Below are 6269 nucleotides of genomic sequence, written 5' to 3' on the forward strand. Positions count from 1 at the left end.
CCACGCATGGCTGACGATTCCCGCGGCAAGCACGAAGACGGCAAGCTGCTTTACTGTTCCTTCTGCGGCAAGAGCCAGCACGAGGTGCGGAAGCTGATCGCCGGGCCGTCGGTGTTCATCTGCGACGAGTGCGTCGAGCTCTGCAACGACATCATCCGCGAGGAGCTCGAGGACAAGGACGAGGGCGCCCGGAGCAAGCTGCCCCGGCCGCAGGAAATCTACGGGGTCCTCGACCAGTACGTGATCGGCCAGTCCGCCGCCAAGAAGGTCCTCTCGGTCGCGGTCTACAACCACTACAAGCGCCTCGAGAGCCGCAGCGGCGAGCGCGCCGGCCGCAACGACGAAGTCGAGCTGGCCAAGAGCAATATCCTGCTGATCGGCCCCACCGGCTGCGGCAAGACCCTGCTGGCCGAGACGCTGGCGCGGCTGCTGAACGTCCCATTCACCATCGCCGACGCCACCACGCTGACCGAGGCGGGCTACGTCGGCGAGGACGTGGAGAACATCATCCAGAAGCTGCTGCAGAAGTGCGACTACGACGTCGAGCGGGCGCAGACCGGCATCGTCTACATCGACGAGATCGACAAGATCTCGCGCAAGTCGGACAACCCCTCGATCACCCGTGACGTGTCGGGCGAGGGCGTGCAGCAGGCCCTGCTGAAGCTGATCGAGGGCACGGTGGCCTCGGTCCCGCCGCAGGGCGGCCGCAAGCACCCCCAGCAGGAGTTCCTGCAGGTCGACACCCGCAACATCCTGTTTATCTGTGGCGGCGCCTTCGCCGGCCTGGAGAAGATCATCTCCAACCGCTCCTCGAAGAGCGGGATCGGCTTTGCCGCCGAGGTGAAGGGCCAGAGCGAGCAGAAGTCCACCGGCGAGCTGTTCCACGAGGTCGAGCCGGAGGACCTGATCAAGTTCGGCCTGATTCCCGAGTTCGTCGGCCGCCTGCCGGTGGTCGCGACCCTGGAAGAGCTCGACGAGGAGGCGCTGATCCGCATCCTGGTGGAGCCGAAGAACGCGCTGACCAAGCAGTATCGCCGCCTGTTCGAGATGGAGGGCGCCGAGCTCGAGTTCCGCGACGACGCCCTGCGGGCGCTGGCGCGCAAGGCCATGGCCCGCAAGACGGGCGCCCGGGGCCTGCGCACCATCCTCGAGAACGTGCTGCTGGACACCATGTACGACCTGCCGTCCATGGAGGACGTCACCAAGGTCGTGGTGGACGAGACCGTCGTGAACGGCGAAAACAAGCCGTACATGATGTTCGAGTCCGACGAGTCCCGCCGCGAAGAGCGCCGGCCGACCGGCTCGGCTCTGTAGCCTCGGCTGGGGACTGTCCCCAGCTACATCATTGCTCGGAAAAACAACCCCCTAGCATTATTGGGGACTGTCCCCAGCAGTTGGGGACAGTCCCCGGCCCTTGATTAATTGGACCCCGGCCCCCATAACTAGGCCATGCCGGCCCCATGGCTCGGCCCGGCGTCATTGAGCATCCAGGAGACTCCCCACGTGGCAGAAGACAGCACCCAGACCCCCGCGACCCCCCAGGTGCCCGAATCCGGCGCCCCCCTGCTGCCGCTGCGGGACGTGGTGGTCTACCCGCACATGGTCATCCCGCTGTTCGTCGGCCGGGACCGCTCGGTCCAGGCCCTCAACCAGGCGATGCAGGCGGGCAAGCAGATCGTGCTGGTGGCCCAGAAGCAGGCCGACGTGGACGAGCCGGGGCCGGGGGACGTGTACGAGTTCGGTACCCTGGCGACCATCCTGCAGCTGCTGAAACTGCCCGACGGCACCGTGAAGGTACTGGTCGAGGGCGGCGAGCGCGTCGCCCTGAAGAACGTCCGCGAGGGCGAGTACTTCACGGCCGACATCGAGGTCCTCGAGGACACGGACGAGCCCGACGACCGCGAGATCGAGGTGCTGACGCGCTCGGTCGTGGCCCAGTTCGAGAACTACGTGAAGCTGTCGAAGAAGGTGCCGCCGGAGATCCTGACCTCGCTGTCGGGCATCGACCACCCGGGCCGGCTCGCCGACACCGTGGCGGCGCACATGTCCCTGCGCCTGGCCGACAAGCAGCGCGTGCTCGAGACCGCCTCCGTCCGCGAGCGGCTGGAGCTGGTGATGGCGCTGATCGAGGGCGAGATCGACGTGCTGCAGATCGAGAAGCGCGTGCGCGGCCGCGTCAAGCAGCAGATGGAGAAGAGCCAGCGCGAGTACTACCTCAACGAACAGATGAAGGCCATCCAGAAGGAACTGGGTGACATGAACGAGGAGGCCAGCGAGGTTGCGGAGCTCGAGAAGAAGATCGAGACCGCCGGCATGCCGGCCGAGGCCAAGGAGAAGGCCACCTCCGAGCTGAACAAGCTGAAGATGATGTCGCCCATGTCGGCCGAGGCCACCGTGGTGCGCAACTACATCGACTGGCTGGTGAAGGCGCCGTGGAAGAAGCGCACGCGGGTCCTGAAGGACCTGGCGCGCGCCGAGAAGGTGCTGGAAGAGGACCACTACGGGCTGGAGAAGGTCAAGGAGCGCATCGTCGAGTACCTGGCCGTGCAGCAGCGCGTGAAGAAGCAGAAGGGCCCGATCCTTTGCCTGGTCGGGCCGCCGGGCGTGGGCAAGACCTCGCTGGGCAAGAGCATTGCGCGGGCCACCAACCGCAAGTTCGTGCGCATGAGCCTCGGCGGCGTGCGCGACGAGGCCGAGATCCGCGGCCACCGCCGCACCTACATCGGCTCCATGCCGGGCAAGATCATCCAGAACATGTCGCGCACCGGCGTGCGGAACCCGCTGTTCCTGCTCGACGAAGTGGACAAGATGTCGATGGACTTCCGCGGCGATCCGTCCTCGGCGCTGCTCGAGGTGCTGGACCCGGAACAGAACTCGAGCTTCAACGATCACTACCTCGAGGTGGACTTCGACCTGTCGGAGACCATGTTCATCTGCACCGCCAACAGCCTGAACATCCCGGCGCCGCTGCTCGACCGCATGGAAGTGATCCGCATCCCGGGTTACACCGAGGACGAGAAGCTGAACATCGCCAAGCGCTACCTGGTGCCGAAGCAGGTCAAGAACAACGGGCTGAAGGAAGGCGAGCTGGTGATCAGCGATGCGGCCATCCGCGACATCATCCGCCACTACACCCGCGAGGCCGGCGTCCGGAATCTCGAGCGCGAGCTGGCCCGGATCTGCCGCAAGGCGGTGAAGGAGATGGTGCTCGACAAGGACGTGAAGAAGGTCGCCGTGAAGCCGGCCGGCATCGAGAAGTACCTGGGCGTGAAGCGCTTCCGCTTCGGCCGCGCCGAGGAAACCGACCGCGTCGGCCAGGTCACGGGCCTGGCGTGGACCGAGGTCGGCGGCGAGCTGCTCACCATCGAGGCCGCCACCATCCCCGGCAAGGGCAAGCTGATCCACACCGGCACGCTGGGCGACGTGATGAAGGAGTCGATCCAGGCCGCGATGACGGTGGTGCGCAGCCGTGCCCGGGTGCTCGGCGTCGATCCCGACTTCCACGCCAACCGGGACGTGCATATCCACGTGCCCGAGGGCGCCACGCCGAAGGACGGCCCCAGCGCGGGCATCGGCATGTGCACGGCGCTGGTCTCGGCGCTGACCGGCATCCCGGTGCGCTCGGACGTCGCCATGACGGGCGAGATCACCCTGCGCGGCGAAGTGCTGCCCATCGGCGGGCTGAAGGAAAAGCTGCTGGCGGCCCACCGCGGCGGCATCCAGGTGGTGCTGATCCCGGAGGAGAACGAGAAGGACCTCGCCGACATCCCGAAGAACATCAAGGGCAAGCTCGAGATCCGGCCGGTGAAGTGGATCGACCAGGTGTTAGAGGTGGCGCTGACGCACCTGCCCGAGCCGGCCGCGGACGTCGCCCCGGAGGAGCCGCCCAAGGCCAGCGAGGCCAAGGGCGAAGGCAAGGGCGTGCACGCCCACTGATCTGCCGCGCCGGATCAGCGATCAGTCGAGGCGAATGAGCCTGTCGTAGCGTGGCAGCAGCTCCGGGTCGTGCGTGATCATCACGGCGGTCCGGCCCTCGAGCCAGCGGTCCAGCGTGCGCGCCAGGCCGCGGGCCGTGCCCTCGTCCAGCCCGGTGGTCGGTTCGTCCAGGATCACCACCGGGCAATCCGTCAGCACCAGCCGCGCCAGCGCGACCCGGCGGGCTTCGCCGCCCGAGAGATTGGTGCCGGCCTCGTCGATCCAGGTCTCCAGCCCGTTCGCCAGCCCGGCGACGAATTGCCCCAGCCCGGCCACCTCCAGGGCGTGGCGCAGCTCGCCTTCGCCGGCCTCGGGGCGCGCCAGGCGCAGGTTTTCGGCGAGGGTGTCGCGAAACAGTACCGGGCGCTGCGCCAGCAGCCCGACGTGGCGGCGCAGGCTGTCGGGATCGAGTTCGCGCAGGTCCACGCCGTCCAGCCGCACGGCACCTGACTGCGGGTCCAGCTGGCGCATCAGCAGCATCGCCAGCGTGCTCTTGCCGGCGCCGCTCGGTCCCACCAGGGCGATGCGCTCGCGCGGTTCGATCCGCAGGGAGAACCCGTCCAGCACCTTGGGCAGGTCCGGCCGGTAGCGAAAATCCACGGCCTCGAGTTCCAGGCCCTGGCCGCAAGCGGGCAGGGGTGCGGTCGCGACGGGCAGTTGCGGCCCCTGGTGCCAGGTCTCGCCCAGGCGCGCGGCGGCGCCGCGACACTGCTCCAGCCGGCGCCACGCGCCCGGCAGGGGCTGCCAGGCCTCGCCGAGGGCCAGCATGCCGAGCACCAGCAGGCCCAGCACCGGGCCGCTGATCGCGCCGTCGCCCAGCAGGCCGATGCCCAGCAGCAGCGCCAGCCAGGTGGCGGCCAGGCCCGCCAGCGTGACCCCCGCCTGGCTGACGGCGTCGAGCCGCTGCAGGCGTTCCTGCAAGCCGACCAGTGCGGCCGAACGCGTCTCGACGCGGGCTCGCTGCGCCGCCCCGAGATCGAAAGCCACCAGTTCCTGCAGCCCCTCCAGGCCCTCGCCGGCTTCCCGCCGCAGCGCCGGCAGGGCCGCGACCACGCCGCGGCTGGCGGCCAGGCCCCGGCGCCGCGCGGTTTCCGCCACCAGCGGGTTCCCGGCCAGCAGCAGCAGGGTGAGCCCCAGCGCCACGCCGGGATCCACCCACAGCGCCGCCAGCAGGCCGGCGAGGATGGTCAGCAGGAAGGCCGAGACCCCCGGGCCGATGACGCCGAGAAAGAGGTGATCCAGCGTATCCACGTCGGCCGTGAGGCGGTTCAGGGTATCGCCCCGCCGCAGCCCGCGCAGCTGTGCCTCGTCGAGGCGCAGCAGGCGCTCGAACAGTGCCAGCCGCAGGTCCGCCAGCAGGCGGAAGGTCGCCTCGTGGGTGACCAGGCGCTCGCCGTAGCGAGCCACGGTGCGGGTGATTGCCGCCAGGCGGATGCCGGCGCCGGGCGCGAAAATATCGATCATCGCGATCAGGCCCAGCCCGGCCAGGGCGCTGGCGGTGATGAACCAGCCCGACAGCGCCAGCAGCACGACGCCGGCAAACAGGCTGAGCAGGATCAGCCCGAGGCCGGCGATGAGCCAGCCGCGGCGCCGGCCCAGCAGCGCACCGAGCGGGAGTCGGTCGGGGTGCGGTCGGCCGCTCATGGTTCCCCCGCCGAAGCGTCGGGACCGGTCCTGGGGACAGTCCCCAGGACCGGTCCCAGTTCGACCGCGCGGTCGGCCCACTCGAGCGCCAGCGGGCTGTGGCTGGCGCAGATCACGGTCATCGGCCGGGCGGCCAGCGCCCGGTCCAGGTCGGCCCAGAAGCGCCGCTCCGTAGCGGCATCCAGGCTGGCCGTCGGCTCGTCGAGCAGGAGCAGCGGCCGCGGGTGCAGCAGCACGCGCGCCAGCGCGATGCGCCGCGCCTGGCCGCCCGACACGCCGAGCCCGTCCTGGCCCAGCGGCGTCTCGAGCCCGCCAGGCAGGCGGTCGATGAACTCCTCGAGCCCCGCCAGGGCCAGCGCGCGCGCCAGGGCGGCGTCTTCGGCCGGCTGGCCGAGGGTGATGTTCTCCCGGATGGTGCCGGCCTGCAGGAAGGGCTGCTGGCCGAGATAGCCGCGCACCGCGCTGAGCTGGCGCCGGGTCAGGGCGTCGACAGGGACGTCGTCATAGGCCACGTCGCCGGCGTCCGGCGCCAGGAAGCCGCCGACGATACCCAGCAACGTGGACTTGCCGGAGCCGCTCGGGCCGTAGAGCACCAGCTTCTCGCCCGCGGCGGCCGCCATGGCCAACCCGTCGAACAGGGCCGGGCGCCC

Annotated in this window: 4 protein-coding genes; 2 read left to right on the top strand and 2 right to left on the bottom strand. The window is 69.6% G+C overall.

From position 1 onward, the window contains the following. Window positions 1-6 precede the first annotated feature (6 nt). On the top strand, window positions 7-1314 hold the full coding sequence (clpX, locus tag G6N75_RS03035) for an ATP-dependent Clp protease ATP-binding subunit ClpX (protein ID WP_165346594.1): 1308 nt from the start codon (window positions 7-9) through the stop codon (window positions 1312-1314). A gap of 189 nt (window positions 1315-1503) precedes the next feature. Then, on the top strand, window positions 1504-3936 hold the full coding sequence (gene lon / locus G6N75_RS03040; protein ID WP_346765478.1) for an endopeptidase La: 2433 nt from the start codon (window positions 1504-1506) through the stop codon (window positions 3934-3936). Between the two features lie 21 nt (window positions 3937-3957). Here the strand turns inward: lon and cydC are convergent, their stop codons facing one another. Together cydC and G6N75_RS03050 are read right to left on the bottom strand one after the other, a co-directional pair. Continuing rightward, window positions 3958-5619: a thiol reductant ABC exporter subunit CydC gene (gene cydC / locus G6N75_RS03045; protein ID WP_165346596.1), complete on the bottom strand. Its 1662-nt coding sequence runs from the start codon at window positions 5617-5619 to the stop codon at window positions 3958-3960. Next, window positions 5616-6269 (bottom strand): ATP-binding cassette domain-containing protein (locus G6N75_RS03050; protein ID WP_165346597.1); only part of this gene is annotated, 654 nt, incomplete at its 5' end. The genes cydC and G6N75_RS03050, both read right to left, overlap by 4 nt.

The sequence above is a fragment of the Thioalkalivibrio sp. XN8 genome, from assembly GCF_011058255.1.
Lineage (GTDB): Bacteria > Pseudomonadota > Gammaproteobacteria > Steroidobacterales > XN24 > XN24.

Excerpts from the sequence above, each read along its gene's own strand:
- clpX (WP_165346594.1), top strand. The coding sequence starts at position 7 with ATGGCTGACGATTCCCGCGGCAAGCACGAAGACGGCAAGCTGCTTTAC.
- cydC (WP_165346596.1), bottom strand. The coding sequence starts at position 5,619 with ATGAGCGGCCGACCGCACCCCGACCGACTCCCGCTCGGTGCGCTGCTG.